Origin of the sequence: Pseudonocardia nematodicida (assembly GCF_040105385.1) — a bacterium.
Taxonomy (GTDB): domain Bacteria; phylum Actinomycetota; class Actinomycetes; order Mycobacteriales; family Pseudonocardiaceae; genus Pseudonocardia; species Pseudonocardia nematodicida.
The window spans coordinates 442,612-459,515 of sequence record NZ_JBEDNQ010000004.1 but is presented as its reverse complement, the minus strand read 5'-3'; the positions used below and the strand labels follow the sequence as shown (position 1 = coordinate 459,515).

16 protein-coding genes and 1 tRNA gene are annotated in these 16,904 nt (G+C 72.9%); 7 read left to right on the top strand and 10 right to left on the bottom strand.

Going from position 1 to position 16,904, the window contains the following annotated elements:
- Positions 1 to 15: 15 nt before the first annotated feature.
- The 6 genes from WIS52_RS31695 to WIS52_RS12515 form a co-directional block, all read right to left on the bottom strand.
- Complete coding sequence (locus WIS52_RS31695) at positions 16 to 1,620, bottom strand: serine/threonine-protein kinase (protein WP_379610508.1); 1,605 nt, start codon at positions 1,618 to 1,620, stop codon at positions 16 to 18.
- Positions 1,621 to 1,654: 34 nt separating this feature from the next.
- Positions 1,655 to 3,124 (bottom strand): peptidoglycan D,D-transpeptidase FtsI family protein, encoded by a 1,470-nt coding sequence (locus WIS52_RS12535; RefSeq protein ID WP_349298363.1) that lies wholly within the window; start codon positions 3,122 to 3,124, stop codon positions 1,655 to 1,657.
- Positions 3,121 to 4,683 (bottom strand): FtsW/RodA/SpoVE family cell cycle protein, encoded by a 1,563-nt coding sequence (locus WIS52_RS12530; RefSeq protein WP_349298362.1) that lies wholly within the window; start codon positions 4,681 to 4,683, stop codon positions 3,121 to 3,123. The genes WIS52_RS12535 and WIS52_RS12530 overlap by 4 nt, the downstream gene beginning before the upstream one ends.
- On the bottom strand, positions 4,683 to 6,029 hold the full coding sequence (locus tag WIS52_RS12525) for a PP2C family protein-serine/threonine phosphatase (protein ID WP_349298361.1): 1,347 nt from the start codon (positions 6,027 to 6,029) through the stop codon (positions 4,683 to 4,685). The genes WIS52_RS12530 and WIS52_RS12525 overlap by 1 nt, the downstream gene beginning before the upstream one ends.
- 164 nt (positions 6,030 to 6,193) lie before the next feature.
- Complete coding sequence (locus tag WIS52_RS12520; RefSeq protein ID WP_349298360.1) at positions 6,194 to 6,667, bottom strand: FHA domain-containing protein FhaB/FipA; 474 nt, start codon at positions 6,665 to 6,667, stop codon at positions 6,194 to 6,196.
- Between the two features lie 129 nt (positions 6,668 to 6,796).
- Positions 6,797 to 8,086 carry a DUF3662 and FHA domain-containing protein gene (locus tag WIS52_RS12515; protein ID WP_349298359.1) on the bottom strand — a complete coding sequence of 430 codons (1,290 nt, stop codon included), beginning with the start codon at positions 8,084 to 8,086 and terminating at the stop codon, positions 6,797 to 6,799.
- 249 nt (positions 8,087 to 8,335) lie between these two features.
- Here WIS52_RS12515 and WIS52_RS12510 point away from each other — a divergent pair.
- Positions 8,336 to 8,418, top strand: a tRNA-Leu gene (locus WIS52_RS12510).
- Between the two features lie 142 nt (positions 8,419 to 8,560).
- On the opposite strand, the gene WIS52_RS12505 is transcribed toward WIS52_RS12510, so the two are convergent.
- Positions 8,561 to 9,187 carry a nucleoside/nucleotide kinase family protein gene (locus WIS52_RS12505; RefSeq protein ID WP_349298358.1) on the bottom strand — a complete coding sequence of 209 codons (627 nt, stop codon included), beginning with the start codon at positions 9,185 to 9,187 and terminating at the stop codon, positions 8,561 to 8,563.
- Positions 9,188 to 9,239: 52 nt separating this feature from the next.
- Between WIS52_RS12505 and WIS52_RS12500 the strand changes: the two genes are divergently transcribed.
- From WIS52_RS12500 to WIS52_RS12480, 5 genes are all read left to right on the top strand, one after another.
- On the top strand, positions 9,240 to 10,031 hold the full coding sequence (locus tag WIS52_RS12500) for an IclR family transcriptional regulator (protein WP_349298357.1): 792 nt from the start codon (positions 9,240 to 9,242) through the stop codon (positions 10,029 to 10,031).
- Between the two features lie 31 nt (positions 10,032 to 10,062).
- Positions 10,063 to 10,851 carry an enoyl-CoA hydratase/isomerase family protein gene (locus tag WIS52_RS12495; RefSeq protein WP_349298356.1) on the top strand — a complete coding sequence of 263 codons (789 nt, stop codon included), beginning with the start codon at positions 10,063 to 10,065 and terminating at the stop codon, positions 10,849 to 10,851.
- A 61-nt stretch (positions 10,852 to 10,912) separates the two neighbouring features.
- Positions 10,913 to 12,052, top strand: a complete 1,140-nt coding sequence (locus WIS52_RS12490) for a 5-methyltetrahydropteroyltriglutamate--homocysteine S-methyltransferase (protein ID WP_349298355.1) — start codon at positions 10,913 to 10,915, stop codon at positions 12,050 to 12,052.
- 56 nt (positions 12,053 to 12,108) lie between these two features.
- On the top strand, positions 12,109 to 12,453 hold the full coding sequence (locus WIS52_RS12485; protein ID WP_349298354.1) for a TfoX/Sxy family protein: 345 nt from the start codon (positions 12,109 to 12,111) through the stop codon (positions 12,451 to 12,453).
- Complete coding sequence (locus WIS52_RS12480; protein ID WP_349298353.1) at positions 12,450 to 13,169, top strand: class I SAM-dependent methyltransferase; 720 nt, start codon at positions 12,450 to 12,452, stop codon at positions 13,167 to 13,169. Before WIS52_RS12485 ends, WIS52_RS12480 begins: the two co-directional genes overlap by 4 nt.
- 120 nt (positions 13,170 to 13,289) lie before the next feature.
- Here the strand turns inward: WIS52_RS12480 and WIS52_RS12475 are convergent, their stop codons facing one another.
- The 3 genes from WIS52_RS12475 to WIS52_RS12465 form a co-directional block, all read right to left on the bottom strand.
- Positions 13,290 to 14,021 carry an iron-sulfur cluster assembly protein gene (locus tag WIS52_RS12475; RefSeq protein WP_349298352.1) on the bottom strand — a complete coding sequence of 244 codons (732 nt, stop codon included), beginning with the start codon at positions 14,019 to 14,021 and terminating at the stop codon, positions 13,290 to 13,292.
- Complete coding sequence (locus WIS52_RS12470; protein WP_349298351.1) at positions 14,018 to 15,085, bottom strand: amidohydrolase family protein; 1,068 nt, start codon at positions 15,083 to 15,085, stop codon at positions 14,018 to 14,020. The genes WIS52_RS12475 and WIS52_RS12470 overlap by 4 nt, the downstream gene beginning before the upstream one ends.
- Before the next feature lie 82 nt (positions 15,086 to 15,167).
- Entirely contained in the window at positions 15,168 to 16,196 is a 1,029-nt protein-coding gene (locus WIS52_RS12465) for an NAD(P)-dependent alcohol dehydrogenase (RefSeq protein WP_349298350.1), read from the bottom strand.
- Between the two features lie 223 nt (positions 16,197 to 16,419).
- On the opposite strand from WIS52_RS12465, the gene WIS52_RS12460 reads away from it, so the two are divergent.
- On the top strand, positions 16,420 to 16,893 hold the full coding sequence (locus WIS52_RS12460; protein ID WP_349298349.1) for a DUF4442 domain-containing protein: 474 nt from the start codon (positions 16,420 to 16,422) through the stop codon (positions 16,891 to 16,893).
- Positions 16,894 to 16,904: the final 11 nt, after the last annotated feature.

The window sequence follows — 16,904 nt, the reverse complement described above, 5'->3', positions numbered from 1 at the left end:
GCCGCTTCGGTGGGTTCACCGGACGACTTCCGGTCCGCCACGTGGCCAGGTCGCGGCGAGCGGCCGAAGATCGGCCGCCGGTCCCGTGACGTGAGCCTCCCACCCGGTGGCCACGGCCCCGGGCGTTCGAAGATCGGTACCCGCCCCGAGGAAGCCACCGTCCGACGACGCGTCCCGCAGGATCAGGACGGCGAGCACGATCGCCGCGACGGTCAGCAGCACGAACAGCACCGCCAGCCACGCCTTCGCCCGGCCGGACCGGCGCGGGGTCAGGTCCAGCGGGCCGGACGGGTGCTGCTCGGGCATCCGGTCGGCGGAGGCGTTCCGGCGGACCGGCGGACGGGGCGGTGCCGACGGGGCGCGCCCGGCCCCCGGATGTCCGGATGCCGGATGCGCGGCCCCGGGCGATCCGGCACGTCCGGGGTCGGCTCCACCGGGCCCGGCACCGTACGGCCGGTCGGGCGCGCCGTGCGGCGGCGGACCGGCCGGGTGCGCAGGGACCGGACCGGACACGGGGCGCGCGCCCGGGCCGGTCCACGGCCGGGCCACGGGGTCCCCGGTCGCGGGCATCCGGCCGGACGGCGGGCCCGCACCGGGCTCCGGGCGTGACCGGACGTCCGGGACGCGGCGGCTGCCGCCGGTACCGGGATACGGGTCGTCGGAGCGGTCCAGGCCGTGCCGCGGGGACCGTGGTCCGGGGTCGTGGCGCGGGGCTCCCGGACCGGGGTCGCGGAAACCGGGGGCGTCGCCGCCGGGGGCGGGTATCCCGGCGGGCGGCGGCCGGTGCCCGCGCCGGACGGCCGCGACGGCTTCGGCGAACTCGGCACCGTCGGCGTAGCGCTGGTCCGGGTCCTTGACCAGCACCGACGCGATCAGCTCGCGCACCCGCTCCGGGATCTCCCCGGGCAGCGACGGCGGCTCGTCGCGGACCTGCATCATCGCCACCGCGACCGCGCTCTCGGCGCGGAACGGGCGCACCCCGGCGAGGCACTCGTAGCCGACGATGCCCAGCGAGTAGACGTCGCCGGACGGGCCGGCCTCCTCGCCGGAGGCCTGCTCCGGCGCGATGTAGTGGGCCGTCCCCATGACCATGCCGGACCGGGTGACCGGGACCGCGTCGGCGGCCTTGGCGATGCCGAAGTCGGTCAGCTTCACGACGCCGTCGTTGCGCAGCAGGATGTTGCCCGGCTTGACGTCGCGGTGCACGAACCCGCGCTCGTGCGCGGCCTGCAGCGCGCGGCCGGCCTGCTCGAGGATGTCCAGCGCCTCGTCGGCCGGGATCGGCCCGCGACCGATCCGCGACGACAGCGGCTCGCCCCGGACCAGCTCCATCACCAGGTAGGCGGTCCGCCCGCCGCCGGCCGGGCCGTCGTCCTCGCCGTAGTCGTGCACCGAGGCGATGCCCGAGTGGTCCAGCGAGGCCACCGTGCGGGCCTCGATCCGGAACCGGTGCAGGAACTCCGGGTCGTCGGACAGATCGGCCTTGAGGACCTTGACCGCCACGCTGCGGCCCAGCCGGGTGTCGGAGGCCTCCCAGACCTCGCCCATCCCGCCGACCGCGATCCGCCGGTCCAGCTGGTAGCGCTCGGAGATCAGCTGCCCGGCCGCGAGGGTGCTCATGACACCGCCGGCGGGATGCGTGTCCGCGCCCGTGTCACGGGGCGTCCCGCAGCGCCTCGGCGATCACCGCGCGCCCGATCGGCGCCGCGACCGAGCCGCCGGTGGCCTCCAGGGCCCGGTTACCGCCGTCCTCGACCAGGACCGCGACCGCGACCTGCGGGTTCTCGGCCGGCGCGAACGCCACATACCAGGCGTGCGGCGGGGTGTTCTTCGGGTCGGTGCCGTGCTCGGCGGTACCGGTCTTCGACGCGATCTGGACGCCGGTGATCTTGCCGCCGCCCTGGGTGCGGTCCTCGGAGGCGATCATCATGTCGGTCAGCGTCGAGGCGACCGGGGCCGGCATCGAGCGGGTCAGCCGGTCCGGCTCGGTGGTGTCGACGACGTCCAGCGTCGGGCTCTGGATCTCCCGGACCAGGTGCGGGGCCATCGTCTGGCCGCCGTTGGCGATCGAGCCACCGATCATCGCCAGCTGCATCGGGGTCAGCCGGACGTCGCGCTGACCGATCGCGGACTGCTGGGTGGACGGGGTGTCGGCCATCGGGCCGACCTGCGAGGCGGTGACCGGCATCGGGATCTGCAGGTCGGTGCGCCCGATCCCGAACGACTCGGCCTGGGCCCGCAGCGTGTCGGGGCCCAGCTCCTCGCCGAGCTGGGCGAACGCGGTGTTGCAGGAGCGGGCCAGCGCCTCGGCCAGCGACGCCGTCGCCCCGCCGCCGCACGACGAGCCGTTGAAGTTCTCCAGCGTGGTGGTGGAGTCGGCGAGCTGGATGTTCCGCTCCGCGGTCAGCCGGCTGTCCGGGGTGTAGCCGTTCTGCAGCGCGGCCGCGGTGGTGACCAGCTTGAACGTCGACCCGGGCGGCTCGATCTCGTTGATCGCGCGGTTGACCAGCGGGTTCGGCTCGGCGTTGTTGTAGTCGCGCCAGGCGTCCTGCTGCTCCTGGGCGTCCGGGGACGCGAGCGGGCTCGGGTCGTAGGCCGGGGTGGACGCCATCGCGAGGATGTCGCCGGTCTGCGGCTCCAGCGCGACGACCGCGCCGGTGTAGCCCTCCTGGTTCATCCGGTCGTAGGCGACCTGCTGGACGTCCGGGTCGATCGTGGTCACCACGTTGCCGCCGGAGGGATCCCGGCCGGTGATCAGGTCCGACATCCGCCGGACGAAGAGCCGGTCGTCGGTGCCGTTGAGCACCTCGTTGGTCGAGCGCTCCAGCGCGCCGGTGCCGTACACGGTCGACAGGAAGCCGGTGATCGGCGCGAACGCCGGCCCGCCCGGGTACTCGCGGGCGTAGCGGAGCCGGCCGTCGGTCTCCACGCTCTGCGCCAGCACCTGCCCGCCCGCGACGATCTGTCCCCGCTGCCGCGAGTACTCGTCGATCTGCGAGCGCTGGTTGCGCGGGTCGTCGCGGTACTGGCCGGCCATCACGACCTGGACGTAGGTGAGGTTCCCGAGCAGCGCGACAACCATGATCATCACGGCGAGGGCGACGCGGCGTACCGGACGGTTCACGAGTCACTCCTCTCCGGGGTCGACCGCTGGTGGTTCGAGGACTGCTGCTGGTTCGACGGCTGCTGGTTCGACGGCTGCTGGTTCGACGGCTGCGGGCTCGACGGGGTGGGCGTGGTGCCACCCTTCGGGCGCTGGACGAGCTCGGTGCTCGCGTCGGCGATGGGCGCACGCTGCTGGGCCGGCTTGCGCGGCAACGGTGCGCGGGCGACGTGCGAGATCCGCAGCAGGATCGCCACGAGTGCGTAGTTGGCCAGCAGCGACGAACCACCGTACGACAGGAACGGCAACGTCAGCCCGGTCAGCGGGATCAGCTTCGTCACTCCACCGATGACGACGAAGATCTGCAGTGCCAGCGAGAACGACAGCCCGGTCGCGAGCAGCTTGCCGTAGGAGTCCCGGACCGCGAGTGCGGAGCGCAGCCCCCGGGTGATCAGCACCAGGTAGACGAGCAGGATGGCGGCCATCCCGATCAGCCCGAGCTCCTCGCCGAGCGAGGAGAAGATGAAGTCGGACTCCGCGAACGGCACCAGGTCCGGCCGGCCCGCGCCCAGACCGGTGCCGCCGACCCCGCCGGTGCCCAGCCCGAACAGCGCCTGGGCGAGCTGGAAGCCGCCGGCCTCGTAGTCCGCGAACGGATCGAGCCAGATCTGCACGCGGACCCGGACGTGGTTGAACAGCTCGTAGGCGACGACCGCGCCGACCGCGAAGGCGGACAGCCCGATCACCATCCAGGAGATCCGCTCGGTGGCCGTGTAGAGCAGGACCAGGACCAGGCCGAAGATCAGCAGTGAGCTGCCGAGGTCGCGCTGGAAGACCAGCACGCCGATCGACAGGCCCCAGGCCGCGAGCAGCGGGGCCAGGTCCCGGGCCCGGGGGAGCTCCATCCCCAGGAACCGGCGACCGGCCGTCGAGAGCAGGTTGCGCTTCTGGACCAGGTACGCCGCGAAGAAGATGATCAGCAGGATCTTGGAGAACTCGCCGGGCTGGATGCCCGGGCCGCCCGGGATGCGGATCCACAGCTTCGCGCCGTTGACCTCGGAGATCGACGACGGCAGGAAGCCCGGCAGCGCGAGGAACACCAGCCCGACGAAACCGGCGGTGTAGCCGTAGCGGGCCAGGGTCCGGTGGTCGCGCAGGAAGTACAGGACCAGCGCGAAGAAGCTCAGCCCGACCACGGTCCACAGGACCTGCATGTTCACCAGGTCCGACGGCGCGTCCCGGCCGAGCAGCGCGGCGCGCGCGGCCCGCGCCAGGTCCAGGCGGTGGATCATCACCAGCCCGATCCCGTTCAGCAGCGCGACGCACGGGAGGATCAGCGGGTCGGCGTACGGCGCGAGGCGGCGCACCGCGAGGTGCGCGAGCGCGAACAGCACCAGGTAGGCGAGCCCGAGGAACAGCAGGTCCGTGGTGAGGGTCTGCTCCTGGTTGGCCTCGACCAGCACCAGCGCCCCGGTCGTCAGGACCGCGGCGAGGCCCAGCATGACCAGCTCGATCCCACGGCCCGTGGGGGTCGTCGGCTCCGCCGTGCCGCTCGGTGCGGCGCCGCTGGGGGCAGCCATCAGCCGTCCTGCCGGCAGTTCCGGCCCGGGTCGGGGGTCACGGTCGGCAGCGGGGTGGTGGTCACCGGCGGCTGGCCCGGTTCGACCGGCGGGATCACGACCGGCTCGGCGGGCGGCGGGTTCAGCGTCGAGCACAGCGGCAGCATCTGCTCGCGCAGCCGTTCGACCGTGCCGCGGGCACCGGCCTCGCCGTCGTCGGAGACGATCCCGTCGACGACCTGGGTCCGCGCGCCCTCCGGCAGCGACTCGAGGTCGATGTCGGACCGTTCGGCCACCCGCTGCAGCGGCACGCCCAGCACGTTCCCGCGCACGCCCTGGTAGATCGTGACCCGCTCCTGGTCGGCGCCCACGAAGTACTGCTGGAGCACCAGCGCACGGGCGATGAAGATCCCGGCGACCAGCAGGACGAGCACGGTCAGGACGGCGAGCACCGAGCGCAGGCCGCGACGGCGGCGCGGCGGCTCGGGGCGCTCGGGCTCGACCCGGACCGGTTCGGTCCGGGGCAGCGTGGTGGCCGCCGCGCGCTGCGCCGATCCCGGCGCCCGGTCGTCGTGCCGGTAGTCGCCGTCGTCGCTGCGCGGGTTGCGCCCCGCGGAGCCGCCGATGATCGGGGCGTCGTCGGCGTAGTCGACGTCCACCACGTCGGCCACGATGCATGTGATGTTGTCCGGGCCGCCACCGCGCAGCGCGAGCTCGATCATGCGGTCGGCGCACTCGCGGGGGTCGAGGTAGTCCTCCAGCGTCTGCTGCAGGGTCTCGTCGCTGACCGGGCCGGACAGCCCGTCCGAACACAGCAGGAACCGGTCGCCGGCCCGGGCCTCGCGGATGGACAGCGAGGGGTCGACGTCCTGGCCGGTGATGGCGCGCAGCAGCAGCGAGCGCTGCGGGTGGGTGTGCGCCTCCTCCTCGGTGATCCGGCCCTCGTCGATCAGCGACTGGACGAACGTGTCGTCCTTGGTGATCTGGTGGAACTCGCCGCCGCGCAGCAGGTAGCAACGCGAGTCGCCGACGTGCACCATGCCCAGCCGCGACCCGGCGAACAGGATCGCGGTCAGCGTGGTGCCCATGCCCTCCAGGTCGGGGGCGTCGGCGACGTGCCGGCTGATCGCGTCGTTGCCCTCGTGGGTCGCGTCGCGCAGGTCGGCGAGCAGGTCGTCGCCGGGTACGTCGTCGTCGAGCGGGGCCAGTGCGGAGATCACCAGCGACGAGGCGACCTCGCCGGCGGCGTGGCCGCCCATGCCGTCGGCGAGGGCGAGCAGGCGGGGGCCCGCGTAGACGGCGTCCTGGTTGTTCTGCCGGACCAGTCCGCGGTCGCTGCGGGCCGAATAGCGCAGCACCAGTGTCACGGGGCGGCTCCGGCTTCGGTCGGGGCACGTCGGGGTGATCCCGCGCCGTGGGGCCGGTCGAGCGGCCGCGGCCTCGGGGGAGCGGGCGGTCGCGGCGGGTTCTTCATCGTCGTTCGCTCATGATCGTCGTTCGCTCATGCTTCGTACGACACCGTCCGAGCCCGTCACGATCGCAGCTCGATCACCGTCTTGCCGATGCGGACCGGCGTCCCCAGCGGGACCCGGGTGGGTCCGGAGACCTTAGCCCGTTCCAGATAGGTGCCGTTCGTCGACCCGAGATCCTCGACGTACCACTCGTCGCCCTGCTGGGAGATGCGGGCGTGACGGGTGGACGCGTAGTCGTCGTCGAGCTTGAGGGTCGAGTCGTCCGCACGGCCGATGAGGATCGGTCGCGAGTCCAGGGTGATCCGGCTGCCGGCCAGTGGTCCCTGGGTGACGAGAAGCTGGCGGGCGACCTTGCCACGGCCACCGCCGCGCGCACGGGACTGCCTCCCGCCGCCGGCCCGGCCCGTCACGGCGGCCCGGAGACCGGACGCCGCGTACAGGTCGGAGCGCACCACCTGCAGGGCGAGCAGGACGAACAGCCAGAGCAGGGCCAGTAAGCCACCTCTGGTCAGCTGGAGCACCAGTTCCGGCACTTCGCCCGTACGCCCTTCTCGTCATGTCCTTGCGCACCGTCCGCCCGGTGGCACCGGGCGGACGGGCCAGTGCTCGGCGAGCACCGTCACGTCTCTAGTCGATCAGTGTGACGGTGCCCGGCGGGCGCCTCAGCCCTGGGTCCGGAAGACCAGGCTGGAGTGACCCACGCGGATCACGTCGCCGTCGGTCAGCTGGCAGGACTGCACCGGGCTGTTGTTCACCGTGGTGCCGTTGGTGGAGCCGAGGTCGTTCAGCGTGCCGACCTGACCGTCCCAGGTCACCTCGAGGTGCCGGCGGGAGACGCCGGTGTCGGGCAGCCGGAAGTTCGAGTCCTGGCCGCGGCCGATGACGTGGGTGCCCTCGGAGAGCTGGTAGTTCCGGTTCGACCCGTCGTCGAGGATGAGCATCGCGGTCAGCTGCTGCGGAGCGCCCCAGCCGCCCTGGCCGCCGTAACCCTGGCCGTCGTAGCCCTGGTCGTAGCCGCCCTGCTGCTGGCCGTACCCCTGGGGCTGGCCGTACTGGTCGTACCCGCCCTGGTCGTAGCCCTGCTGGTAGCCCTGCTGGCCGTAGCCCTGCTGGGGCTGGCCGTAACCCTGCTGCGGCTGCCCGTAGCCCTGCGGCTGGCCGTAGCCGTCGTAGCCGCCCTGCTCGTAACCGCCCTGCTGGGGGTGACCGGGCTGCTGGCCGTAGCCACCCTGCTGGCCGTACCCGGGCTGCCCGTACTGGTCGTACCCGCCCTGCGGCTGGCCGTAGCCGCCCTGCTGGCCGTACTGGTCGTAGCCACCCTGCTGGTAGCCGCCCTGCTGGCCGTACTGGTCGTAGCCGCCCTGGGGCTGGCCGTAGCCGCCCTGCTGCTGGCCGTACTGGTCGTAGCCGCCCTGCTGGCCGCCGTAACCCTGCTCCGGGGCGTAGGTCTGCTGCTGGCCGTACCCGCCGGGTGCGCCCCGGTCGTATCCGTACTGCCCGTTCTCCTCGGGGTGGCCCGGTTGCTGGCTCATGGGTGCTTCTCCTGCGGTGCGTGCTCTGGTGGCGTCCCGACGGGAAGCATCGGGGTCGACAGCCGAGCGGGTGCGGAACTGTCCCGTGTGCAGCGCCTCGGAGCGCTCCAGGAAGACTACGACCTCACCGTAGGTATCCCATCCCTGGTCGGTGAGTTCTTTCGCCACGTGCGACGAGAGGGATCGGACGACCCCGTCCTCGTCACCCGCCATGCGGTCGGAATCGCTCGGGCTGAGCAGCACGGTGAACCGGTTGGGCGCCAGGAGGCGACCACCGGCGAGCTGCTCCACGTTGTCCTCGGCTTCCCTCAGCAGTGCCTGTGCGACTTCCTGTGGGACGACACTGCCTCCGAAGACCCGCGCGAACGCGTCGCCCACGAACCCCTGTAGACGGCGCTCGAAGCGATCCACGCGGCCCAAATGATCTCCTCCGTCCGCATCGGCGTGTCGATGACTTCGCCGATCGTATCTGTGCTAACCGCCGGGCCCGGCGGCGCCCGACCGATCGTTCCCCGGTGCGCCGCTGGGCGCCGCCCGGTCTCCTTCCGATGTACCCGTGCGTGCCCGTCCGCGCATCCCGTCGTTGTGCACTCCACGTCGGTCTTCCCGCCGACGGGTACCCCCCCGCCGGAGGCCGGCGGGCGGGGTGCTAACTTTCTCCCGTCGCTCGGGCGAGTGGCGGAATGGCAGACGCGCACGGTTCAGGTCCGTGTGTCCGAAAGGACGTGAGGGTTCAACTCCCTCCTCGCCCACACACTCTCTCACCTCCTGGTGAGGATCTTCCCTCCTCCAGGGACACCCCCGCCACACCGATCCGGGGTACTGATCATCACCCGATGTGGTCGCCGCACCGGGAACTCATACCGTCGGTGGTCGTCCCGCTGCGGCGCGTGGTCACCGATCACGCAGTGCCGGGCGGTCCGGGTGGTCCGCCATCACCAGCACGTCCGCGTGGGCGCCCGGGTCCCCCTCCGCCTCGTACCGGGCGAAGGCCACCGCCGTCCAGGCCTGGTCGGGGGCGAGCCGTCGCTCGAGTGCCGCACGGCCCATCCGCAGGTGCACGGTCAGCTCGGCGGGCAGGCCACGGCCGAGCAGCCGCCCACCCGCGAGCAGGACCACACCCTCCGGGCCGAGCGGCACCGGGCCGTCGCGGAAGGCGCGGTCCCGCACCGCGTCCCGCAGCCGCGGCAGCACCGAGCCGGATCCGTCCGGGCCGGCGGGCCCCAGCACCTCGCGGCGCAGCGCGGGCTCGTCCAGCCAGCCGTCGAGGAACATGCCGGCATCGGTGTGCCCGAACTCGAGCCGGACCGAGGCCGGGCGCAGGAAGTCGTCCGCGTCCACGGCGAGCGACCCGCGCCCGCGGTCACGCAGCAGCTCGGCCACCGAGCGGGCGAGCGTGACCGGCCCGGCCGGCGGGGCGCCGTCGACGAGCACCCGCACCCGTCCGGATCGGCCGGTGATCCGCTCCGTGAGATGAGCGGCGAGGCCCTCCCGGTCGATCGGCCGGAAACCACCCGCCACCCGCACTCGCCTCCTCTGGTGCGCCGCCCGGTACCGCCCCGACACTAGGAGCGTGCCGACGGCTGCCGCATCCGAGGGTTCCCCGAGCGCGCTGCGCCGCGCGCTCCGGGTCCTGGAGGCCGTCTCGGACGCCGGGGACGGGGTCACCGCCAAGGCGCTGGCCCGCCGGCTCGAGCTGCCCCTGCCGACCACCTACCGGATGCTGGGCACCCTGGTCGAGGAGGGCTACCTGGTCCGGCTGCACGCCGCGCGCGGGTACGGCCTGGGGTACCGGGTGGTCGACCTCTACCGCGGGATGACCGACCCCATCACGCCGCCGGCGCCCGCCCGCGAGCTGCTGGCCGAGCTGCACGTCCGGGTGGGGGCGGCCGCGGTGCTCGCGGTGCTGCGGTCCGACGACGTCGTCGTCGCCCACACCGACACCTGCGCCGCACACCCCGGCCCGGACGAGGCGGTGGGCGAGCCGCTGCCCGCGCACGCGACGGCGCCGGGGAAGGCGCTGCTGGCCGGCCTGGACGCGGGCCGGCTGGCGGGGGTCCTCGGCGTCGGCACCGGGGCGCTGCACCCGCTGACCCCGCACACCCTCACCGACCGCCGGCTGCTCGACCGCGACCTGCTGCGGGTCCGCTCGGCCGGGGTCGCGGTGGAGGTCGAGGAGCACGCCCGCGGCCGGGCCGGGCTGGCCGTCGCCGTGCCGGGCGGGGAGCGGGCGTCCGCGCTGGCCGTCGTCGTCAGCCGGGCGGACTTCGCCGAGCGGCGCTGGGAGCTGGAACGGGCGGTGCGGGAGACCGCCGGGTCGCTCGCCCGGCACCTCGGCGGCCCGGGCGTCGCGGCGTCCGGCTGACGGGGCCGGGAGATCCGGCCAGGATGGACGGATGGGCTCAGCAGGCACCGGCGTCCGCTACGAGCGGGACGGCCACGTCGTGACGATCACCTACGACCGCCCGGAGAAGCGCAACGCGATCGACGGCGACATGCGTCGCGCGATCAACGCAGCCTGGGACCGGTTCCGCGCCGACGACGAGGCCTGGGTGGCGATCGTGACCGGCGCCGGGTCGGCGTTCTGCGCGGGGGCCGACCTGCGGTCGGAGACCGGGAACCCGGCGGGCGACTTCCCCGGCAGCTTCTGGGAGAAGCCGACCGTGAACTCGCTGGAGAGCGGCTGGGAGATCTTCAAGCCGATCGTCGCCGCGGTGAACGGCCCGGCCGTCGGGTACGGCGTCACGCTGCTGACCTGGTGCGACTTCGTGATCGCCTCCGAGCGGGCGACGTTCACCTTCCCCGAGGTGCGCCTGGGCATGCCGACGATCGTCGGTGCGCTGCGGCTGCCCCGGATGATCGACCGCCAGCACGCGATGGAGCTGCTGATGACCGGGGACACGATCGACGCGCACCGGGCCCGCGAGATCGGGCTGGCCGGGTGGGTGGTCCCGCCGGAGTCGCTGATGGACACCGCGCGGTCGCTGGCGACCCGGCTCACCGCGGGCGCGCCGCTGGCCCAGCGGGCGATCAAGGAGATGGCCGTGCGCGGGCCGGAGATGGGCACGACCGAGGCGATCCGCTTCGGCGAGACGATGCGCAAGGTCGTCGGGGCGACCGACGACGCCGCGGAGGGCGTGGCCGCCGCCCGGGAGCGGCGTACCCCGGTCTGGCGGGCCCGCTGACCTTTCCGTTGGACGGGAAACGACCTGGGCGGCGCAGGGTCGTCGCCGCTACGTTCGCGCCATGACCGAGACGACGCAGTCCCGTGTCCGCACCGAGCCGCCGTTCCGCGCCGACCACGTCGGCAGCCTGCTCCGGCCGCCGGAGCTGCTCGCCGCCCGCGAGCGGCACGCGTCGGGAGCGCTGGACGATGCCGGCCTGCGCGCGGCCGAGGACGCGGCGATCGCCGACGTCGTCGCGCTGCAGGAGTCGGTCGGCCTGCGCTCGGCCACCGACGGCGAGTTCCGGCGCACGTCGTGGCACATGGACTTCATCTACCGGCTCGGCGGGGTCTCGAAGACCTCCGGGAAGGTCGAGGTGAAGATGCACAACGCGGCCGGCGAGAACAACTTCACCTCCGCCGGGATGGCGGTCGACGGCCCGGTCCGGCTCGACGAGCCGATCTTCGGCGAGGCGTTCGACTTCCTGGCCGCGCAGGTCGGCACCGCCATCCCGAAGCTGACGATCCCTTCGCCGAGCATGGTCTACGCCCGCGGCGGCCGCGCCGTCATCTCCACCGACGTGTACCCCGACATCGAGGAGTTCTGGACCGACCTCTCCGCCGCCTACGCCGACCAGCTCTCCGCGGTGTACGACCGCGGCTGCCGCTACCTGCAGCTCGACGACACCGCGCTGGCCTACCTCAACGACCCCGCGCACCGAGCGGAACTCGCGGAGAAGGGCGACGACCCGGACACCCAGCACCTGCGCTACATCCGCCAGATCAACGCGGCGATCTCCGGCCGCCCGGGGGACATGCGGGTCACCACGCACATGTGCCGCGGGAACTACCGGTCGTCCTGGGCCGCGGAGGGCGGCTACGACCACGTCGCCGAGGCGCTGTTCTCCGAGCTCGCCGTGGACGGGTTCTTCTGCGAGTTCGACGACGAGCGCTCCGGCACCTTCGCACCGCTGCGCTTCGTGCCACCGGGCAGGCAGGTCGTCCTGGGGCTGGTCACCACCAAGACCGGCGAGCTGGAGGACGCCGGCGCGCTGAAGCGGCGGATCGACGAGGCCGCGGCGTACGTGCCCTACGACCAGCTCTGCCTGTCCCCGCAGTGCGGATTCTCCTCGACCGTCGAGGGCAACGAGCTCACCGCCGACGACCAGCGGCGCAAGCTGGAGCTGATCGTGTCGGTCGCCGAGGACGTCTGGGGTCGGTGAGATCCGCCGCTCACCGGTGCCGCACCGGGTGAGCGGCGTGGGGCCATACTCGGCGCGTGGGGTACGACGAGGGGCTGGTCGCCCGGATCCGGAGCCTGCTGACCGGTGAGCCCGGGCTCACCGAGAAGCGGATGTTCGGCGGTCTGGCGTTCCTGCTCGACGGGCACATGGCCCTCGCCGCGAGCGGCAGCGGTGGGCTGATGGTGCGGGTCCCGCCGGACCGCGTCCCGGAGCTGCTCACCCGGCCCGGGGCCTCGCCGATGGTGATGCGGGGCCGCGAGCTGGCGGGCTGGCTGCGGGTGACCGGGGAGCCGGACGTCGACGATCTCGACGGGCCGGACCTGGCCGGCTGGGTGGCCGAGGGCGTCGCGTTCGTACACACGCTCCCACCGAAGAAGTGACCTCGCCGCTGCACGAGCGCGTGCTCGCCGGGGCCAGGCCGGGGGCGCGGCTGCTCGACGTCGGGTGCGGAGCCGGCGAGCTCCTGGCCCGCGCCGCCGCGGACGGCCTGGTGGTGTCCGGTGTGGACGTCGACCGTCGCGCCCTGGCGGCCGCGGAGCGGACCGTCCCCGGCGCCGTGCTGCGGGTCGCCGACGCCCACGAGCTGCCGTTCGACGACGACGCGTTCGACCTGGTCGACCTGGTCCAGGTGCTCGAGCACCTGACGAACCCGGTCGTCGCGCTGCGGGAGGCCGGCCGGGTCTGCTCCCCGGGCGGAGCGGTGCGCGCCACGGTCTGGGGCCGGCCCGACGAGTGCGACGCCTCGGTGATCGGCGCGGCGCTGCTCCCGCTGACCGGGGCCGCCCGGGCACCCGGGTCCGACCGCAGTGGCACGGGTGCGCCCCCGCTGACCGACCCGGACCGGCTGGCCCGGATCGCCGGGCTCGCCGGTCTCGAGGTGCGGGAGATCGCCGTCGTCCGGGTGCCGGTCGACCATCCCGATCCGGACGACCTCGTCGCCGGGGTGCTGGCGTCGGCCCCCGGCCGGCACGCGGCTCGCGCGGTCGGCCCCGCCGCCGTCCGGACAGCCCTGCTCGACGCCTTGGAGCCCTACCGCGACGGCCCCGGCCACCGCCTGACCGACACCGTCCGCGTCCTCGACGCCACCCCGGCCTGACCGCGCGCCGATCAGCAGGACGCGCGCCGGTCCGGCGTCCGCGCGCGGTAGGACACGCGCGAACGCCGGGTCGGCGCGCGAACAGTGGATCTGCGCGCGGACACGCGCCCGCCGGGCGGGTCAGGTGGCGGTGGCGGCGGGCGTCCGGTCGTAGCGGATCTTCAACAGGGACTTGCAGTACTCGCCGTTGGTCTCGATCCCGACCCGCTGCAGCCGGGCCCGGCGCAGGTGCAGCGGGACCTGCTCGACCGTCACCGGTGACCCGTCCGGGTGCACCAGCAGCGGCGCGTCGTCCCCGGCCGGCAGGCCGATCGCCTCCCGGCGGCGGCGCATCCGGACCAGCTCCTCGGTGTCGGCCGCGGTCCCGGTGAGCTCCCCGAGCGTGAGCGCGGCGAGCTCGTCCGGGCCGGTCCCGGCGTCGACCAGCGGTCGGGCCACCCGGTCCTGCCCGGCCAGCGCGGCCTTGGCCAGGAACGTGCGGCGCAGCTCGTCCAGCTCGGCCGCGGCCTCGCCGTTGATCGAGCCCTCGAACGAGCGCACGAACCCCGACTGCGCCGCGACCCCGCCGTTGATCTCGTCGGAGGCGTGGTGGTCGGCCAGCGTCACCTGCGCCCGGCTCACCCCGTCGACCGCCGACACCGCGTCGTAGGCGTCGGCGACCATCAGGAACGAGAAGTTCGGCGCGCAGAAGAACGTCGGCAGGCGCAGCCCTACCGTGACCTCACCGGCGGGGGAGACGGTGCACGTCTCGACGAAGTCGAGCTCGGTGATCGGCTCGTCCAGCTCGGGATCGAGCACCGTCCCCAACGCGGACCACACGGCCTGCCGCAGCTCGACAGGCCCGGCCGTCACGCCTTCGCCCCCGCGGTGTTGTCCACCAGCTCCTCACCCGGCGCCATCTCCTCGCCGGCCGTGGTGTCGGGCAGCCGCATCTCGGACGGCACCTCGATGTCGTAGAGCTTGGCGGCGTTCAGGCCGAGGATCTTCTTCTTCGACGCGGTGGTGAGCCGCGGGTAGTCGGCGAACTGGTCGTCGTCCGGCATCTGCCAGTCGACCAGGCCCTCGACCTGCCACTTCGGCGTCCAGATGTTGTAGTCGCCGCCGTAGAGCATCTTGTCCTCGCCGACCCAGAACAGCAGCTCGCCCATGACCTTCGCGAAGAACTTCGGGCGGGCGTGCATCAGGCCGCCGACGACCACCGACAGCCCGGCGTAGACGTTCGGCTCCTGCACCGCCATGAAGCAGAAGTCCTCGATCCGCGGCAGGCCGACGTGCTCGACGATGAAGTTGAGGCCCTGGAAGTCGGTGGCCGCGTGGTCGACGTCGGCGACGTCGAACGCGTCCTTGTCCAGCGGCCAGATCGTCGGGCCCTTGTGCACGTGGACGTTCTTGATGCCGAGGTCCTGGGCCTTCTGCAGGAAGTGGTAGGCCTCGGGGTCGGTGAGCTTGTAGCCGCGGGACTCGCCGTTCCACTCCGCGGTGTAGAGCTTCACGCCCTTGTGGTGGTACTTCTCGACGTCGGCCTCGAGCTGCTCCAGCCCGGCCTGCCCGTCGCGCGGGTCGAACCGCCCGTTGACGATCAGCCGGTCACCGAAGCGCTCCAGCAGCTCGGCGTTCTGGTCGACGGTGTTGAAGCCGTTCTTGTACCACTCCTTGAGGTACGTCGACTGGAAGATCGCGTGGTCGACGTGGCCCTCGATGAACATGTCCCGCTCGAAGTCGTCCGCCGAGACCTTGAGGTAGTGCTCCCAGTCCCAGTGGGTCTCGGGCGGGCCGAGCTGGTGGTAGCCGTAGAAGCAGTCGATCCAGCCCTTGGCGTACTGCTCGCGGCCCTCGACCCAGTTCTCCCGGGACGCGTCCCAGAAGTGACAGTGGGAGTCGACCACGAAGTACTTCTCGCCGTCCTTCTCGTACATGCGATTCCTCCTGCGCCGGCGTCGTCGCCGATCGGTGGTGGTCAGGAAAGACGTTCGTGTCAGACGTACGTATGAATTGCCTTCACGGGACGAGGATCGCCCGGCCGCGGACCTTGCCGGCGTCGAGGTCGTGCAGGGCGTCGAGCGCGCGGTCGAGCGGGTACTGGGCGGTGTGCAGGGTGACCTTGCCGTCCTGGGCGAGCACCATGAGCTCGGCGAGGTCGTTGTAGGTGCCGACGATGTTGCCGATGACGTTCTTCTCGCCCGCGACGAAGTCGAGCGTCGGCGCCCGGAACTCGCCGCCGTAGCCGAGGGTGAACAGGTAGCCGGCCGGGCCGACCATCTGCCAGGCCTCGAGCTCGACGCCCTGCTCGGCGACGAAGTCGAACACCACGGTGGCGCCGCCGCCGGTGATGTCCTGCACGGCCTGGATCTGCCGGCCGTCGGCCAGGACCGTCTCGTCCGCGCCGATCTGCTTGGCCAGGTCGAGGGCGGCCGGGTTCTTGTCGACGACGATGATCTTCGTGGCGGTCAGCGCGGACAGGCACTGGATCGCGATGTGGCCGAGCCCGCCGGCGCCGATCACGACGGCCGACGTGCCCGGGTAGAGCAGCGGGATCGACTTGCGCACCGCGTGGTAGGCGGTGATGCCGGCGTCGGCGAGTGCCGCGACGTCGGCCGGGTTGGTGTCCGGGTTCAGCTTCACGCAGGCCCGCGCGGTGGTGCGCAGGTACTCGGCCATGCCGCCGTCGTTGTTCGACAGGCCGGGGAAGAACGCGTCGCCGGTGCACTGCATGTCACGCCCGGACCGGCAGGACAGGCACAGCCCGCAGGACGGCTGCGGGTGCAGGATCACCGTGTCGCCGACGGCCACGTTCGTCACGGCGTCGCCGACCGCGTGCACCCAGCCCGCGTTCTCGTGGCCGATCACGTACGGCAGGTCGGGGTTCTGGATGTCGGCCCAGTCGCCGTTCACGATGTGCAGGTCGGTGCGGCACACCCCGGCGCCGCCGATCTTGACGATGACGTCGAGGGGACCCCGCAGCTCGGGCTCGGGGATGTCGTCGATCGTGGGATCCTGCTGGTACGCATGCACCCGCACGGCCTTCACGTCATGACCTCCTGGCGTCGGACGCGCCTCGCTGCGCGTCGGTCGTGGTGGGGACTCGCGGCGTTCGCGACAGCCGCACGGCCCCGCTGAGCTGTGCTACCCGTCACATCCGATCACAACCCCGTTGTGCACGACGGACAAGACGACAACTTCTCGCTGACCGAGAATCAGGATGAATCGGACACGGGTGTCGGATCGGGTTACCGGCCAGTAGCCTGCGGGCATGGCGGACGACGCGAGCTGGGTGGCCGGGGCGATGGCGCAGGCCGTGCCGTGGGTGGGCACGGCCGGGATCACCTTCGGTGAGATCACCACCGAACGTGCGGAGGCGTTCCTGCCCGACCGCGCGGACCAGCACAACCACGTCGGCGGCCCGCACGCCGCGGTGATGTTCGGTCTCGGTGAGACGGCGTCCGGCGCGGTCGGGCTGGCGGCCTTCGCCGCGACCGGGGACCGGGCGGTCCCGCTCGTCGTCCGCTCCGAGATCGGGTACCTGAAGCTCGCCCGCGGGGACCTGCGGGCCGAGGCGGTACTGACCCGTCCGGCCGGGGAGGTCATCGCCGCGCTCGACGCGGGGGAGCGCCCCGAGTTCACCGTCGACGTCGCGCTCGTCGACACCGCCGGGGTGCAGACGGGTGCGATGACCGTCGTGTGGACGCTCAAGCCACACCGCGCGCCGGAGCCGGCGTCGGCCTAGCGTCGCGTCCC

Excerpts from the sequence above, each read along its gene's own strand:
- WIS52_RS31695 (WP_379610508.1), bottom strand. The coding sequence starts at position 1,620 with ATGAGCACCCTCGCGGCCGGGCAGCTGATCTCCGAGCGCTACCAGCTG.
- WIS52_RS12530 (WP_349298362.1), bottom strand. The coding sequence starts at position 4,683 with ATGGCTGCCCCCAGCGGCGCCGCACCGAGCGGCACGGCGGAGCCGACG.
- WIS52_RS12495 (WP_349298356.1), top strand. The coding sequence starts at position 10,063 with ATGGGCTCAGCAGGCACCGGCGTCCGCTACGAGCGGGACGGCCACGTC.
- WIS52_RS12490 (WP_349298355.1), top strand. The coding sequence starts at position 10,913 with ATGACCGAGACGACGCAGTCCCGTGTCCGCACCGAGCCGCCGTTCCGC.
- WIS52_RS12470 (WP_349298351.1), bottom strand. The coding sequence starts at position 15,085 with ATGTACGAGAAGGACGGCGAGAAGTACTTCGTGGTCGACTCCCACTGT.
- WIS52_RS12460 (WP_349298349.1), top strand. The coding sequence starts at position 16,420 with ATGGCGGACGACGCGAGCTGGGTGGCCGGGGCGATGGCGCAGGCCGTG.